Raw genomic sequence first — 14,808 nt, 5'->3', positions numbered from 1 at the left:
CATAATCCAAAAAATCATTCGCGTTTGCATTGATCACATTTTCATCCCCTTAAAAACGTCCTTATGCTTTTTTACTGGCGTATCTTGGGTTATCTTTATTGCATCACTTCTATATTTTTAGCCAATTCTATTCAGATATATTGCGCTATTACTTTTCTAGGTAGACAAATACGAGTTCATCTGTAACCTTTTCTTCTTTGAACTTCTTATATCCCATCTTCTCATAAAGCCTAATGTTATCCGTGCTTCTTGTACTCGTAAAAAGTTCAAAGCGCTTATTCAAATAATAGTTTTCTATCTCGCGAAGCAATTTTTTTCCATATCCTTTTTTCTGCTGTTCAGGATCTACCATAAGCTTACCGATATAAACTGTCGTCTCATCAGATTTGGCACGTATCGAGCCTATGATCTTTCCGTTATCATCAACCAGTTTTAGGATTATCCCTTTTTCGAATTCAGCTTCAATTTCGGATAGTGTCTCTTTAAGTGGAGGTATGTCTTTACTTCCAAATAGAGCCGCCTCACTTTGATAAGCCAAGTACTGAAGTTTTAAAATTTCCTGAAGATCAGTATTACCTGCCCTCACAATATCCATATCCTTTTACCTCCTGAATTGTTCAGGGACATTATATCCATATGATATCAGTTTTTGCACGTATTCCTTGTTTTTAAGTCGCTGTAATGATTCATCATAGTACTTCTTGTTTTGTTTTTCTTCATATCCAAGCACTATTCTTAAAAATACAACAAAACATCCAATCGTTCCAAGAGCTCCAACAAATACACATCCTACAAGTTTAATAGGGTATCTTCCACTGGCCTTTATATCTGCAAGAAGCCAAATAATACATGCAATTGTTAATACTAAAAACACTAATGATGCACCCAAATACAACTTAGGATTCTTTGTTGCAGGCTCTACACCCTCTGCAGCAATCTCTCTCCATCTGTTATCAAAATATTCAGAATTGCAACCTTTACAGTTTCTGATAGGGCTGCCATATACCCATGCATTACATCCCTCTCTATTATTTTTTCCGCATTTAGGACATTTCCATTCAACGTATCCCATAACTAAATCCTCCTTAAAAAAATCTGTAGTATAACTTTACATCACAACCATTTTACCATATATTAAACCAAGTTAAAACTGACGCCAACATTTTTCTTTCAAAAACTGCTTAATTGTCGTTTCATCTCTTCCCTCATAATATTCAATCAAAAGAGTCTTAAACTCTGGAACAATATTCTCTGGAACCACCAGTAAGCCAAGCCCATTTTGTATCATAAAGTGATTGGCGAAGATGATGGAAGCTCTCTTGTTTCCATCAATAAAAATTTGTGTCTTCATACAATAGAGAGTCAATTCTATCGCTTTATCAATATCATCAAGTTTGGATTGAATTATGCGATCTATGTTTTCTTTAACATCTATCTCATTGGGAATTGGTGGCACATAACTTGAGCCTCCAATGGTAACAGGTATGCTTCTAACATAACCCCCATTTTCATAAAATCCCTCATTAACCAGTCTTGCAATATGGCTTAAAAGATAAAAATTGCAAGCAGAAGCCACAACATCAGGATCCACAATAAATTCCCATGAATGCTTCAGATTCAAAATCTTTTGAACATCACTCGCTTTAACGCCATTTACTATTCCATTTTCAAGAATAGTTTCTGTTTGAGGGAACGTAGTTGAAACACCCTCTAGTACTGCCTGATCATAAATCAGACTTTTTACATTTGCTCTTGCAAAGTCAATATTCAATCTTACTCTTGACGATAGCTCATTCTCTTCATACCCAAGCTCAGCAAGCTCTTTTTCAATCTTTCTTAACTGCTTTTTTGCAGCTCTTATCTGCATTGACTGATTAACAGCCATCGCATACAATTCTTCAGAATATTTATCTACGTAAGTTGATTTGTACTTTCCAGCCTCTCGTTTTCTGACATAAATATACTTTTGATTATTTACGGTCTTAACCTCAATACTTCCATCAAAGGTTGAAACGCTAATCTTGGCCTGTACATCAGCCTTTTCATTTAACAATTTCTGTATCTCTTCAATATTACTCATATGAGTCTCCTTTTAGGGTGAATTTCTTATATTAATTCTATACTAATTCACCCCAAATTGCAATCACTTCTTGATTTTAGGGTGATTTTTTCGCAAATCATCACAAAATTTCACCCTAAATCACTTTTGCAAGAGATTTCCTAGTATTCTTTTTTTATCTCTTCTATTTCATATAATTCCTTGAACTTTACCAAATCCTCATCGCTTCTTATTAGCATTACCTCGGTGAAGTGACCATTTTCCTTGCTCTTAAACCCTGCTACCTGCTCACCGTTACAGATGCTACATTTGAGTATAGCTATCTGTTTGTCAGGGTCAAACGGAATATTTTCGCTAAGACTATGATCGTACCGTGGTTTTCTGAACATACTCATACACTATCGCCCCTTTTAAATCCAAAATCCGTTCCTGTCTTGATCTCCAAATTTCTAGCTTTTCTTACTTGGAAAGAATTGCTATTGCACAAGGCATTCTACCGCCAACCACACAATACTCTACATTCTCATATCCCATATCTTCGAAAAACTTTTTGTACGTATCCAAATCAAATTGTCTTTTGAAATCTGCTCCAAGCATTGTTATAAACTTTACAGCAACTACCCCTGTTTTATATCTGTTTTCTTGAATACTATATTGGAATATTTTCGACATTTCCTTGAGGCCCGTCGAAGCATACCCGTTGAATAGTCCGTTGCAATTAATTTCTTACATTTCTTTGCTAGGGGAATGCTAATTGCTCCCGTTCCACAAGCGCACTCCAATACGATATCAGACGGATCAATTAATTCTGCAACTTTATTGCCTGTCTCCATGTAAACTTTTCCATTATATACCTTTTCGAACAAATCATATACTGGTGAAATCTTGTCCCAAAACATTTTTCTCCTCCTTTAATCTTTCGCATTAAAATTATTTAATGAACTTCTTGATTTCATCACTGATGCAATCACTCTCATAATAATGCACATAGTGTCCACAGTTTAGTTGAATAATCTTTGCATTATTACGTTTGGCAAACTCGTTCTGATACTGAATCCAATTCGCCGATACTTGCTTACCATCAGATACAAACATCAAAATTGGACAATCTACTTCGCCGGTTTTATCGACGAGCTTAGCATTGTCCAAAACATTTCTTGCTTCATCGATATAACAATCGTTCATTCCATTTCTCTTCCAAAGAAGCTTTAGCTGACTAATATCATCTTTACTCAATCCACGTTTATTCAGTGGATACCAAAATAACAGACCTTTCTTATGAAGCTTCTGCATTTTAATTATTAGCTTTGTTTTTTTATCAAGTTCTTCCTGTCCCCAACTTAAATACTGCGCAGGAACTGCCATATCAAGTCCTACAATAGCTTTAATTTCCTCTGGATATGTTTGTTTCCATCGTATTGCCTCAAGCCCAGACAATGAATGAGGCAAAAGAATAAATGGTCCGTCTATCCCTGCTTTGTCTAAGGCTTCTCTATGATAAGAAATCAATGAATCAACATCGGTTGAGGCATTGTATAAATCCGAATATCCATATCCAAATTTCTCAATTACAATTACCTCAAAGTCGCTCAGCAGCTTCTGATATAATACTTTGAAATCATATACCGGCGCCACTGTGCCTGAGCCAGACATAAACAAAAGTTTCGGAGCATTTTTATTCCCAGCCCGGTAAATATGAATCTTATGATCGTTAATAATCACATATTCCCCGTTGTGTCGTAATCCATGTTCCATAGTTTGTTCAATCATCTCCTTGTCACCTCAAAACTCACATCCACAATTGTTCCGGTTTCGTACCATGCCTAAATAATTCCTTAGCTGTGATTTCGCATATTTAAACTATTTTTATTTTTGCGAAACAGAAAGCCATCTCGCAATATCCAAAATCCTTATTCCTTCGTACTGACTTTCCTCATGTTTGGTTCTAGCTATCAATACCTTCGGAAAAGCATCATTAATACTTAAAAGTGGTGAAACCTCACGCTTAAATGTATCTTCTCTGGATATGTCATCAGATACCTGAATATAGATTTTTTCTCCTTCTTTGATTGCAACAAAATCCACTTCTTTTTCATATAATTTGCCTACATATACTTCATATCCTCGTCTTAAAAGCTCTATTGCAACTATATTTTCATATAGATGTCCATAATCAGCATTTTTTGTTCCTATCTCAGAAAAACGAAAAGCCAAATCAGATAGATAATACTTTTTATTTGATTCTAAATACCGTTTTCCCTTTATGTCATAACGCTGGATTGGATAAAAAAGAAATGACTTACAAAAATAACTCATATATGCCCCTACTGTCTTATCATTGGTTTTGTAGGTACCCGAGGTTAGTTTGGTCGCCACATTCCTTATCGAAGTCTGATTGCCAACGTTATCCATAAGATAGTTTCCAATCATTATCAAAAGATCTTCATTTTCTATCTTAAATTTTTTTACGATGTCCTTTGCAATAGTGGTCCTATAGATGCCATTAACATATTTTCTAGCATCTTCTTCCGTCCTATAAAGATATGATCCAGCCATCCCACCTTTTTTTACATAACAATCAAAGGCTTCATCTATATCTTTTGAAGGGTAGTACAAAAGGTATTCATCAAACGAAAATGGATATAAACTTATCTCATATACCCTTCCACCAAACAATGTAGCTAAATCACTTGACAAAAGAAATGCATTTGATCCGGTAAGATAAATATCATAGATTTCTTCTTCGTAAATACTATTGATTACACGTTCAAAGCCATCACATAGCTGAATTTCATCAACGAAAAGATAATTTATCTTATCTTCAACATACTGCTGCTCTATGTATTCATAAAGTCTATCCGCATCCAAAAGCTTCTCAAATTTTTTTAAGTTCAGTTTGATTCTGACAATATTAGACTTATCATCAGCAGATATCAAATCTATGAAAGCATCCATCAATTTAGATTTACCACTTCTTCGTACCCCTGTTATTACCTTTATGTCAGGGACATTCTTTACTGCCAAAAGACTATTTAGATAGTGATCTCTTTTTATTAGTTTCATTTCAACATCACCGCCTCTAATAAATTATAACTCATTTCGCAAAATTAATCAAATCTAAAATTTGCGAAACAAATATGAGGTTTCCAAACAAAGAAAGGCGCCAATGAGGTAAACTGAAACAATGTCGCAATCCACTTTACAAAAGCGTATTGCGACATATAAACTCAAAATATTATTGTCATCCACTCGTACGTATTATCACTATTTCCCCTTTTTATCCGCTATCAATGGCTTGATTGCATTGTACACTTCGCTAGCTTTCTTACTATCCTTGTAATGTTTTGTCAAACCATTGTTTACACCAGACTTAGTCTTATAGTGATTAATACATTTAACCGCAAACTCTACATCTTCCTTATCCTTTAACAAAGCTTCCACCTTTGCTACCATCGGATCTTTAGGAGCAGCCTTTGTTTCCTTCGGCTTTACTTCCTGCTTCTTTGTTGTTTCCTGCTTCTTTGTTGTTTCCTTCTTCTCGGTTGTTGCAGTTTCTTTCTTTTCAGAGGTCACTTCACGATTCCCGGTAACATCTTCCACCTGATAAACATTTGCATGCCTTCTATGCCAATAATTCTTCAAACATAAGAATCCCTGGTCTTTTGTTACTATGTAGTATAAACAATCTGTAACACCATTAGATTTGTTCTGTGATATCACATACCCCAAGTATGACGATAACTGAAAATCCAATGCATTCTTATTTCCTACCTCAACCTTTTGATACTGAACATTAGCCTTTGTCTCCATTAGTCTTCTATGAAGTCCAAAAGTCATACTATCTGCATTCTCGCTATAGAAGATGCAAACCGTATCATTCTCTGTGAGTTTCACAATTCCATTCAACCCTTGAGTTTTTACATTTTCATAATCAACCAAAAACACTCTTGTTTGATTATCCGCAAGGGAAATATCATCATTGTTTTCATCAAATTCGACATTCTGCTCTGCCATTTACCATCACCTCAATAATATCTTAACACATTTCTTTACAAGGCACCATTGATTTTGGCAAAAAGCTTTACATTTTACCCAAACAGACTTCTGGACAAATTGTCCAAAAGCCCATAACACAAAAAGAGCAGCAAAGAATATCTCTATTCCTGCCGCTCTTTGAGAATCACTTAATGACCTTTGTGTTTCTCCTTCTTTTTTTGCTGCTTAAGCTCGAACTGTTCTTGTTTTTTGGCTTCTCGCATCTCTTTCGTAATCTGTCTGCGTTCCACCTTCATTTCCTCACGTTGCTTTTGTAATGCCTGTTGGGACTTAGTTCCAATACCATGCCCCTGCATTTCCTTCCTAGCATTCCGTTGCCTTCGCTTCGGATTTTCAGATTTAAGTTTCAGTTCCACATTTACAGCCGGACTGAATTTAAGCTCAAAATAATGTTTGAGAATGAAGTCTTTGATGTCGTAATCCTTAGGTTCCGAGCCAAATGTCACCTTACAAGCTGACATTTTTCCATCATACACCTCTTCAAAAACTCCTATCCAAAAAGGATTCTCAAAAAATATCGTGAGCTTTCCACTCATCTTGTCCATATCGTTCCCTCCTTAAACTTTTACAGGCAAAGAATGGACAACCCGGAGGGGCAGGTTACTTACCTCATTAAAACAATGAGACGGCCGGGCTACCTACCGGCTCTAGCACACTCTGCAATGCGCATTGCGTTTATATCTTCTTCTGGAACCACAGCAGATCGTACCACCTGTCAAACTTCTTGCCGACAGATTTCATATGTGCAACCTCAGAATATCCTTCCTTAAGATGAAATCTATAGCTATCATGAGAAAGATATTCATCTTCTTTATCGTTAAATGCTACACCTGCAAGAAGATTGACGATTCCTTGCTTTTTCAGTTCATGTTCTAATGATGCATATAATAACGAGCCTATCCCTTCTCTTCGGTGATCTCTATCTACATAAATCGAGGTGCTTACAGTCCACCTGTATGCTTCTCTCGCACTATAAGCTCCGGCATATGCATATCCTACCACCAAACCATCCTTCTCACAAACCAGATACGGATACTTTTCTGTGGTATACTCTATCCTCTTAATAAACTCATCCGCTGATGGCGCTTCATACTCGAATGACACAGCAGTATCATGAACGTAGTACGAATAGATTTCAGAAAGATCACTCGCATCGCTTATCCGAACCTCTCTAACCCTTAATTTGTCTGTCATTTTCCATCTCCTCTATGATTTCTTATATTCACCTCGTAAAACATCGATTTATCCGTTTCATTTTACTTTCTTTGGTTTCTTTTCCGGAAGTTCAGACTCTGCAAGAAGTCTATCCAATGCCGGTGTACTCTTTAAAAATAGCTCATCATAGTTTTTCTCCTAAACACACATTTATCAATGACCACGCAGGTCATTGTTTAAAAACTCTTCCCATATTGATGTTTCAAATCCAATAGGAATATTTTTGAAGAACTGAATCTGATAGCAATGGTCTTCACCGGAATAATTCTTAAAGCGATAATTTCCGTACTCGAATATTTCAGGCGCTTCCTGTTTTATGACATAGATTTCTTCATCTGCTCCTTCTGTATTCACACGGCTATTATACCATTTTGACAATTCATCCTCGTTCATTTCACTCTTAATAAGTATGATACCGAACCATTGCATCCCATTTCCGTTACCTTGCATTTTCCCCGCAATAGAAGCAGAATCAAGCATCTCACTATTTGGCGGAAGGGGGCAATCAAGCAATTGTCGCTCCATCCCTTTTGCAATATGATTGTTGACAACATATATTACTACATGGGATAGAACAATCAAAATCAAAAATATTATAAAAACAGTACCAATTTTCTTTTTCATTCGTACTCCATCCAATTCGTTTGTATTAGTTTTTAACCAAGAAATGACGAACTCCCAGCATTCATCGAAAATGTTCCGGTTTGAATGGTTTCTTTAAATCAGCAGAAGTTTGGCGGAAACACAGCTAAAAAAATCAAACACATCCTTTAGATAATACTATCTCTATCCTGATATGCATGAAGTAATCGTCTGACTTCCATTATCTTATGATTGCCTTCCGATATAACTACATAAAAGATGACATATTTCTTTACATATATCCTATAATATGGATATTTACGCTCTTTAATTGAATGGTATTGCTCAAAGCTTTCACAAAATGGTAAACGCTCTAATATTGCATTTTCTACCTCATCAATCAAATCATTTGCCGCATTAGGATTTAGTAATTCATCACTAATATAAGTTACTGTCTCATGCATGTCTTGATAAAAAAGTGGCAAGTATCTCAAATCATATTGATCATCCATTTATTGCACCTCTCAGCTTAGAGAAAACTTCATCATGAGAATATCTTTCATCTGTTTCTTCAGCAAATCTATCTGCAATGTCCAATGCTTGTTCAGTATTATCAGTTAAGCGTGAGTATGCGTCAATACTGAGCACTACCATGGAGCCATATCCATTCTTAGTAAGATATACTGGCTCTCCACTTTTCACTATGTTTTCGATATCTGTAAATTTATTCCTTAAATCTGAAACTGGTCTAATCTGAATCATATTATCACTCCTCTATCATAATTTAGATAAAATTGTGCCATTTACAATTTAAATTATACCACATAGCTTCTTCCATTTCAATCATAAGCACGTTTTTTTAGGCTTCTTAATGCTCTCAACCATCTCCTGAAGCTTATCATCATCCCTAGAATGCATAAAAGAGTGCAATCTTGCACTCTTTTATGATAAATTTCATTATTTTACTTTCACTGCCTTCTTACCAAAATCATTGCTGTATCCGTAATTTGTATCATCATCTGATGTTCCATCGTAACTATCCCAGTACTTTAGTCTAACATAATACTTCTTGTTTGATTTCATACCAGGAAGGCATGCCTCAACCACTGATTTATGAGGGTTTTTCTTGAAGTATTTGTACTTTCCCTTCAGAACTACTCTTGTATTCTTAGGATCATCTGATTTGATTCCGTATACTTTATTATTGAAGTTCTGTATGCTATATGAAACTTCATCAGACCTATCTTTCTTGGTTGCATAGTATACAATAAAGTTTCTTGCACTATAATTAGTACACTTAACCTTGATTGATTTCTTACCTCCTGTAATCTTAACCTTGGCAAATTGAGCATATCTCTTTTGAGTTCCTCCATAGTAGTTTCCGTCTCTCCAGAGTTTGCTCACTCCATTAGAATGATTCTTCTTCTCACTCCAGCCAATAAATTCATACCCTTTTTTCTTTACTTTTGGAAGCGTTATATTGGTTCCAAACTTATATGTTTTTGTCTTCTTTCCTTTAATCTTACCTCCATCCAAATTCAATTTGAGTTTGAAAGCTTTAGGCTTACCAATCATGGTTTTTCCTGGTTTAACCTCTTTTGCTGGCTTTCCATCAACATAGTAGGTATATCCCATATAATTTACTCCCTTTTTCCTAGGAGCTTTAATTGTCACTGAAGACTTATTCACTATTTTCTTTAAATCACAGCAATTATCAAATATCGGACCATTTATCTCACTTACACTTGATGGAATCTCAATCTTCTTTAGATTATAACATGATTTAAATGCATTTTTCCCTATCTTTTTCAAAGTGCTTGGAAGTGTTATTTTTTCTATTCCAGATCTTGAAACTGCATTGTCAGGGATTTCGGTAACTCCCGTTTCAATTATTAAATCTCCCCATGGTTCGATGTCTTCTGTTACCGCTCCTTTACCGGTTACTACTGTCAAATACGATTTATCATCATATTCTATTCTATATCTATAAACATTGTCTCCTATCTTAACTCTTTCTGTTGTATTGGTAACTTTCTTTGAATAACTCTGTGTTCCCAACCCAAGTGTTAATGATAATAATAGTAATGTCGTAATTATTGCTTTTTTCTTCATTATTATTTTCCTCCTTTTCTTTCGTAAAGGAAAAGATTGGCTTCAATTTTTTCTCTTTAAATGATACCCCATTTTCCTTCGACTTATCAAGGATATCATTAAAAAGTGTCAATTTATAGGCAGAAAATTGGTTATTCAGAGTTATATCCTTCTGCCACAGACCAGAAAAGCGCCTGACTCATAATAAAGCTCTTTTTAGAACGTTTACAGTTAACTACATACCATTTAAATATATTAGTTCCTGATGATGCTGCATTCGCAACAATCCCTCTGCTTGCAAAGCTCCCTATTGTATTACTTGAACTAACGATTTTGAACCTATTTGATCTTGTTCCCTATCTTGCCCTGTATCTTGCCCTATATCTTGCTCCCTGTAAAATGTTTCTTGCTCGATAACACCATAATTCATATTAAATTATCTTCCGTGATAACATACATCCGAAATTGAACATCTATTCGTGTAACCCGATTTGATGTCATGAATAACAACCGAATCAATATTCTCTATAAATATAGCCTCGTCATATTTCTCTTTTCTGGCATATTCAATATTATTCTGATCTGTTTCAGAAACGAGATCAACTTCGCCGTGATGATGTTCAATATAATTTTCTCTTATTTTTAGTGCCAGATTTTTATACTCCGGCGGAAAATAAATCAATGTTTTTATCATATTAGCCTTTATTACTCTCCACTTCAGGCATTCAGACTCAACAAATACAACATCGTTCAATTTTTGATGTTCTTCATTATATGGATTGAACTCATCCCACATGGTCCAGAAAATAGAATTATTATTTCTACAAACTTTAGCCTTCATAATATCCATCTGGCATTTATCGGAAGGATTGACAAACAAAAATTTAATTTGTTTTGTATGCGCAAACCACAATTCAATTGAAAATGGATTACTGTCTAATCTCTGAAACATAATTCTAAGATCATTGTTGCCATGAAAATCCCCAACAAATTCATCATTGATACTATTACCACTTATATAATTCATGCTGACAATGACAGAATCTTCAAAATATCCGTATAAATTGTTAAGGTTTGAAATATCTTCTTCTGTTACAATCTCATTCCAGATTAAGTCCATTTTCATCTCGTCCTTTCTGCTGTGGTCATAATGGTTTACCTCCAAATACCGATTGTCGGTCCAGAAGCCCTTTTATTGTTTGCATCAATCATCCTCCGGCGTCAATTCTGTATTACCGCTGCGGATCAGACCCATTTTCAGGTGAGCAATCGACAGATACGGATATATGTCAGTATCGGTCTCCATATTCCTTTCGTGCTTCTGCCGTCCATTTGGAGATGAAATCCGTCTTCGCATCTGTATATGCATCCCGGTCATGCTCATATTGTTTCCAAAGCCGGAGCTTCAAGGTTTCATATTCTTTTGCCACGGCAGGATGCTCGTTCAAATAATCACGGAAGTACAGTTCATCATTGTCCCCGACGTACCGCAGATGGATATGATATACTTTATCCGCAAATCCGTTTTCAGTATATCCCTTATTAAGTGAAATCCGGTTTGCCTCGGCGTACATGACGGTAAAACCGCTCTGTTCCAATAGTTGTGCTATATCTTTCATGTCAGCGCTTTGAGGAATCTCAATCATCACATCAACAATATTTTTAGCCCATATTCCTTGAATGGCGGTGCTTCCGATATGACTGATCCGCACAACAGGCTGAGCAGCTAAAAGACCGGTCAGCGTTTGCCTGATCTCATTGAAGCTATCTTTCCACCGATCATCGTGCGGCACAAGAAAGATGGGAAACAATGCCCATAACTCTTCCAATGTCATTTTAGATAAATCTTTTCCCATGCCAAAGGCCTCCATAAATCCCGATTTGTCATCGTCTATAAAACTGTAATAATCCTATCTAAGCTTCTTTCACTTTTTTACCGGTCATATATTCAGGTACAAGCGCAAACATAAATGTTCTTGGACCTGCATTAACAATTTCATGTTCTATATATTTTTCATCCTTTGTAAACTTATAACTTAGCAATCGTGATATATGAAGAATTTTTTCCATATCTTCTATGATTTCTATTTTGCCAAATACTATTACACTACGAATATTCAATGCCCATTCTCCATCATTACGAAAGCCCTGATCGTATACACAGAAAGATGCCTTATTATGTTTTTTTATTGAATCAATCTTATGACCAGATTTACCACCATGGAAATATATCTTCCCATCTTCTTCGCAATAATAGTGATTTAGAGGCATTCCATATGGATAATCATCATCTCCAAGTACTGACAATACACCTCTTGGTTCTTTTTTCAATAATTCTATACATTCCTCTTCAGATATCAGCTGTTTTTTCCTTGCCATTTCTCTAAACATATTTACCTCCGAAATCTTTCGTTATCCAAAATGTAATTATTGTAAAACTCCATAATATGAAATCCACATCGATTCACATATCCTAGAAGTTATCATACTAAGTTTTCTTTAATTATTTTTTCAACAAAAGAATTGATTTCCTTCTCCAAAAGACGAAATACATTAGCAACCAAATATCCATCTGCAATTGCGTGATTAAGTCGAACAGTTACAGGCATAACGAGTCTACCGTTTTCCTCTCTGTATTTCCCCCAATTGATAATAGGAGAAAAGAATAAATGTCCATCAGGCAATTCAATATTAAGCGAGTCATATGAAAGCCATGATATATAAGATGCATCAAACCAGTTTGGATGATTTGCCATATCTAAACCATATTCACGAGTCTTCTTCGCTTCCTCAACATCATTTAAAGCACCAGTGTAAAACTTTTTATATTCCTCAAAATACTCTGTATATACCGGAGTACAGGTTTCCGTATCTTCATGAAAAACATACTGCGTAGGATTTATCACGTCATAACAAATCAGTTCATCCGTCTGCCAAAGATATCCCATTCTGTAATCTTCACGTGAGTTCAAAACTTTTGAAAGAATATACAAAAAGTTGATGTAAAACTTTGTGCCATTTTTCTTAGAACATGCAACAAGTTTAGTAACGTCTATTCTTGCCGTCATTGATGTAGAGCATTTACAATCTTCCGAGAAGTGGCGAAACACTCCTTTTCTATAATATTTTTCTTTATCAATTATCTTATAGTTCATTTTTATTACCTCTACAAATCTGATTTTGTTTAATTCTTTGAATATATCACTACAAAACTTTTTCCTTTTGCAATATCCTTAACCTGAATATTATCAAAACCAGCTTGTTTCCCAATGGCTACCAATTGTTCAGGCTCAAACTTCTTGAAACCTTTTTTTGTATATGCTAAATCATCAAGAAATTCTTTCGTATAAACAACATTGTAAAATGAACCTCCTGCCTTTAATACTCTGTAAATCTCTGAAAGACCTTTTACAGCATCTCTCCAAAAATATACAGTATTTATTGATGAAACTGCAAAAAAGAAATCATCATCGTAAGGTAAATCACAACAATCTCCTATCTGCAAATGCAATTTCCCCTGCTTCGCTGCCGTTTTATTTCTCTCTGTAGCCCGTTTTAGCATATCCGAAGAAATATCAATTCCATACAAGTCAGATTTTGTTTTTTTGTATAAGTACTTCAAGAGATAACCATTCCCGTACCCAATATCCATAACTTTGTCATCAGATTTAGCGTCAATTAAATCAACTGTCTTTTTATACATTGATTTGTTTATTACATTCATAATGACACAACAGATTCTTCCGACAAAGCCATGTGGATTTCCAAACTGGCTTCCTATGTATTCTGCAAATTTACTCATAACATCATTCTCCTATTAATGTCTCATCGTATATCTGCTTTTCTATAACAGAATAGTATCGACTGCTTTTTTTATCACCATACGTCAAAAAATTCACTTTTCTTCACCAAATCCCGATTTGTTATCACCAATAAATTACTACCATTTTTATTGTAGCACACCTTAAACCCAAGTAAAAGATTTATTTAGCATACTGCTGTGTTTCTTAACTACATTATGCTGGAAGATAATGCATCGACAAACCTGAATTTATTCGATTGCTTTCAGCACAGAAGTCGGTCCCCAGCTGTTTAAAACTGAAACAGATGAAAAACCCGCTTTATTTAAGGCTTCTATTTCGTGTTCAACTGTTAATGGAGTATCGTAATGATAAAAAGTATCGTCCGCTATGTTTTGTTCTTTTTTCAAGCGAAGCAGCTCTGCACGGCGAAAACACTCTTCTTCATCGGACTTTGCAAAATAATCCGTAAGGATGAAGCTTCCTCCGGGTTTCAGCGCTTTTAGGAGTTTCTCATACAGTCGTATTTTCTCCTCCCCTATAAAATGGTGAAGAGATTCCACAGACACCGCTGCATCAAAAGAATTCTCGCCAAACGGCACATCAAAATACGAGCCCAAAATCAAAGTCATATTCTTATCAGGAAATTTGTTGCGCAGTGCCTCAAGCATACCCGGTGCAAGGTCGATGCCCGTAACCTCTGCCGAAGGCACCAGTTCAAAATAGTAACCAAGTTCCAACCCTGTACCGCAGCCCAAATCAAGAAGGCGTGTGCCGGCAATTTGTGGCAGGCAGCTTGCTGTATACGGATAGAATTCCTTTGCGGAATCAATACAGGTTAATTGATGTTCTTCGTACCCACTTAATCTGGCATCAAAAAATTCACCCATTTTTTCAAGCATCTTTCATACCTCCATAAACTGCGATTTGTCATCGTCTATAAAACTGGTATATATTCGTTTAAAATGTACCATCCAATCAGTTATCAGATGGTGCATCTGCATA

General features: G+C 35.6%; 21 protein-coding genes and 1 pseudogene. All 22 read right to left on the bottom strand.

Annotated elements, in window-relative coordinates:
- Window positions 1-148: 148 nt before the first annotated feature.
- The 22 genes and pseudogenes from L877_RS0105155 to L877_RS0105050 all read right to left on the bottom strand — a co-directional run bounded on the left by L877_RS0105155 (window position 149) and on the right by L877_RS0105050 (window position 14,705).
- Entirely contained in the window at window positions 149-595 is a 447-nt protein-coding gene (locus L877_RS0105155) for a GNAT family N-acetyltransferase (protein ID WP_026835182.1), read from the bottom strand.
- A 6-nt stretch (window positions 596-601) separates the two neighbouring features.
- The gene (locus L877_RS0105150) at window positions 602-1,072 is read right to left on the bottom strand and encodes a hypothetical protein (protein ID WP_026835181.1); all 471 of its coding nucleotides are present in this window, start codon (window positions 1,070-1,072) and stop codon (window positions 602-604) included.
- Between the two features lie 72 nt (window positions 1,073-1,144).
- Window positions 1,145-2,080: a DUF6788 family protein gene (locus tag L877_RS0105145; protein WP_026835180.1), complete on the bottom strand. Its 936-nt coding sequence runs from the start codon at window positions 2,078-2,080 to the stop codon at window positions 1,145-1,147.
- Between the two features lie 140 nt (window positions 2,081-2,220).
- The gene (locus L877_RS0105140) at window positions 2,221-2,454 is read right to left on the bottom strand and encodes a hypothetical protein (protein ID WP_026835179.1); all 234 of its coding nucleotides are present in this window, start codon (window positions 2,452-2,454) and stop codon (window positions 2,221-2,223) included.
- A 64-nt stretch (window positions 2,455-2,518) separates the two neighbouring features.
- Window positions 2,519-2,656, bottom strand: a complete 138-nt coding sequence (locus L877_RS14385; protein ID WP_242837121.1) for a hypothetical protein — start codon at window positions 2,654-2,656, stop codon at window positions 2,519-2,521.
- Between the two features lie 20 nt (window positions 2,657-2,676).
- Complete coding sequence (locus tag L877_RS14380) at window positions 2,677-2,958, bottom strand: class I SAM-dependent methyltransferase (protein ID WP_026835178.1); 282 nt, start codon at window positions 2,956-2,958, stop codon at window positions 2,677-2,679.
- Window positions 2,959-2,989: 31 nt separating this feature from the next.
- A complete protein-coding gene (locus L877_RS0105125; RefSeq protein ID WP_242837120.1) occupies window positions 2,990-3,829 on the bottom strand; it encodes an alpha/beta fold hydrolase in 840 nt (279 codons plus the stop codon).
- Between the two features lie 96 nt (window positions 3,830-3,925).
- On the bottom strand, window positions 3,926-5,122 hold the full coding sequence (locus L877_RS0105120; protein WP_026835176.1) for an ATP-binding protein: 1,197 nt from the start codon (window positions 5,120-5,122) through the stop codon (window positions 3,926-3,928).
- Window positions 5,123-5,323: 201 nt separating this feature from the next.
- Window positions 5,324-6,073 carry a PIN domain-containing protein gene (locus tag L877_RS0105115; protein WP_026835175.1) on the bottom strand — a complete coding sequence of 250 codons (750 nt, stop codon included), beginning with the start codon at window positions 6,071-6,073 and terminating at the stop codon, window positions 5,324-5,326.
- Between the two features lie 170 nt (window positions 6,074-6,243).
- Window positions 6,244-6,660: a YjdF family protein gene (locus tag L877_RS0105110; RefSeq protein ID WP_026835174.1), complete on the bottom strand. Its 417-nt coding sequence runs from the start codon at window positions 6,658-6,660 to the stop codon at window positions 6,244-6,246.
- Window positions 6,661-6,790: 130 nt separating this feature from the next.
- On the bottom strand, window positions 6,791-7,309 hold the full coding sequence (locus L877_RS0105105) for a GNAT family N-acetyltransferase (protein ID WP_026835173.1): 519 nt from the start codon (window positions 7,307-7,309) through the stop codon (window positions 6,791-6,793).
- 174 nt (window positions 7,310-7,483) lie between these two features.
- Complete coding sequence (locus tag L877_RS0105100; protein WP_026835172.1) at window positions 7,484-7,954, bottom strand: hypothetical protein; 471 nt, start codon at window positions 7,952-7,954, stop codon at window positions 7,484-7,486.
- Window positions 7,955-8,100: 146 nt separating this feature from the next.
- Entirely contained in the window at window positions 8,101-8,424 is a 324-nt protein-coding gene (locus L877_RS0105095; RefSeq protein ID WP_026835171.1) for a type II toxin-antitoxin system RelE/ParE family toxin, read from the bottom strand.
- Window positions 8,417-8,674, bottom strand: a complete 258-nt coding sequence (locus L877_RS0105090) for a type II toxin-antitoxin system Phd/YefM family antitoxin (protein WP_026835170.1) — start codon at window positions 8,672-8,674, stop codon at window positions 8,417-8,419. The genes L877_RS0105095 and L877_RS0105090 overlap by 8 nt, the downstream gene beginning before the upstream one ends.
- Window positions 8,675-8,869: 195 nt before the next feature.
- On the bottom strand, window positions 8,870-10,024 hold the full coding sequence (locus L877_RS0105085; protein ID WP_026835169.1) for a leucine-rich repeat domain-containing protein: 1,155 nt from the start codon (window positions 10,022-10,024) through the stop codon (window positions 8,870-8,872).
- Window positions 10,025-10,439: 415 nt separating this feature from the next.
- The gene (locus L877_RS0105075; RefSeq protein ID WP_156922988.1) at window positions 10,440-11,123 is read right to left on the bottom strand and encodes a hypothetical protein; all 684 of its coding nucleotides are present in this window, start codon (window positions 11,121-11,123) and stop codon (window positions 10,440-10,442) included.
- An 87-nt stretch (window positions 11,124-11,210) separates the two neighbouring features.
- Window positions 11,211-11,288 (bottom strand): annotated as a pseudogene (locus tag L877_RS14375) (adenylate kinase); the annotation flags it as partial.
- A gap of 4 nt (window positions 11,289-11,292) precedes the next feature.
- Window positions 11,293-11,859 carry a GrpB family protein gene (locus L877_RS0105070; RefSeq protein WP_026835167.1) on the bottom strand — a complete coding sequence of 189 codons (567 nt, stop codon included), beginning with the start codon at window positions 11,857-11,859 and terminating at the stop codon, window positions 11,293-11,295.
- 58 nt (window positions 11,860-11,917) lie between these two features.
- Window positions 11,918-12,394, bottom strand: a complete 477-nt coding sequence (locus L877_RS0105065) for a pyridoxamine 5'-phosphate oxidase family protein (protein WP_026835166.1) — start codon at window positions 12,392-12,394, stop codon at window positions 11,918-11,920.
- A gap of 92 nt (window positions 12,395-12,486) precedes the next feature.
- Window positions 12,487-13,158: a CatA-like O-acetyltransferase, family 3 gene (locus L877_RS0105060; protein ID WP_026835165.1), complete on the bottom strand. Its 672-nt coding sequence runs from the start codon at window positions 13,156-13,158 to the stop codon at window positions 12,487-12,489.
- Window positions 13,159-13,187: 29 nt separating this feature from the next.
- The gene (locus L877_RS12240; protein ID WP_051437692.1) at window positions 13,188-13,805 is read right to left on the bottom strand and encodes a class I SAM-dependent methyltransferase; all 618 of its coding nucleotides are present in this window, start codon (window positions 13,803-13,805) and stop codon (window positions 13,188-13,190) included.
- 249 nt (window positions 13,806-14,054) lie between these two features.
- Window positions 14,055-14,705, bottom strand: a complete 651-nt coding sequence (locus tag L877_RS0105050; protein ID WP_034785126.1) for a class I SAM-dependent methyltransferase — start codon at window positions 14,703-14,705, stop codon at window positions 14,055-14,057.
- Window positions 14,706-14,808: the final 103 nt, after the last annotated feature.

The organism is Eubacterium xylanophilum ATCC 35991, from assembly GCF_000518685.1.
GTDB classification, from domain to species: Bacteria; Bacillota; Clostridia; order Lachnospirales; family Lachnospiraceae; genus Eubacterium_F; species Eubacterium_F xylanophilum.
The sequence above is the reverse complement of the archived record's forward strand: the minus strand, read 5'-3'. Positions and strand labels throughout refer to the sequence as shown.